Raw genomic sequence first — 290 nt, 5'->3', positions numbered from 1 at the left:
CCCTGGGTGCGTGCGGGGCGTTGGAGTCGTGGTTCAGCATCGAGATGATGAACCGCGACCAGTACGTGCATACCTTCAACCTGGAAGCGGTCGACCCGCAATGCGGCGAGCTGGACTACCTGCAAGGTGGCTTTCGCCAGATGCACAACGACTACGTGATGAACAACAACTTTGCCTTCGGCGGCGTCAACACCTCGTTGATCTTCCGCCGCTGGAGCTGACTTTTTAATCGACTGGAGAAAACGGAATGTCTTCCCTGCTACGCGCTACCCTGATCACCCTGGCCCTGC

Annotated in this window: 1 pseudogene; it reads left to right on the top strand. The window is 57.9% G+C overall.

Features of this window, described 5'->3' with window-relative positions:
- Window positions 1-221: pseudogene (locus tag AAEZ06_RS27025) on the top strand (beta-ketoacyl-ACP synthase); the annotation flags it as partial.
- Between the last annotated feature and the right edge of the window lie 69 nt (window positions 222-290).

Source organism: Pseudomonas sp. HY7a-MNA-CIBAN-0227 (genome assembly GCF_040310325.1).
GTDB lineage: Bacteria > Pseudomonadota > Gammaproteobacteria > Pseudomonadales > Pseudomonadaceae > Aquipseudomonas.
The sequence above is the reverse complement of the archived record's forward strand: the minus strand, read 5'-3'. Positions and strand labels throughout refer to the sequence as shown.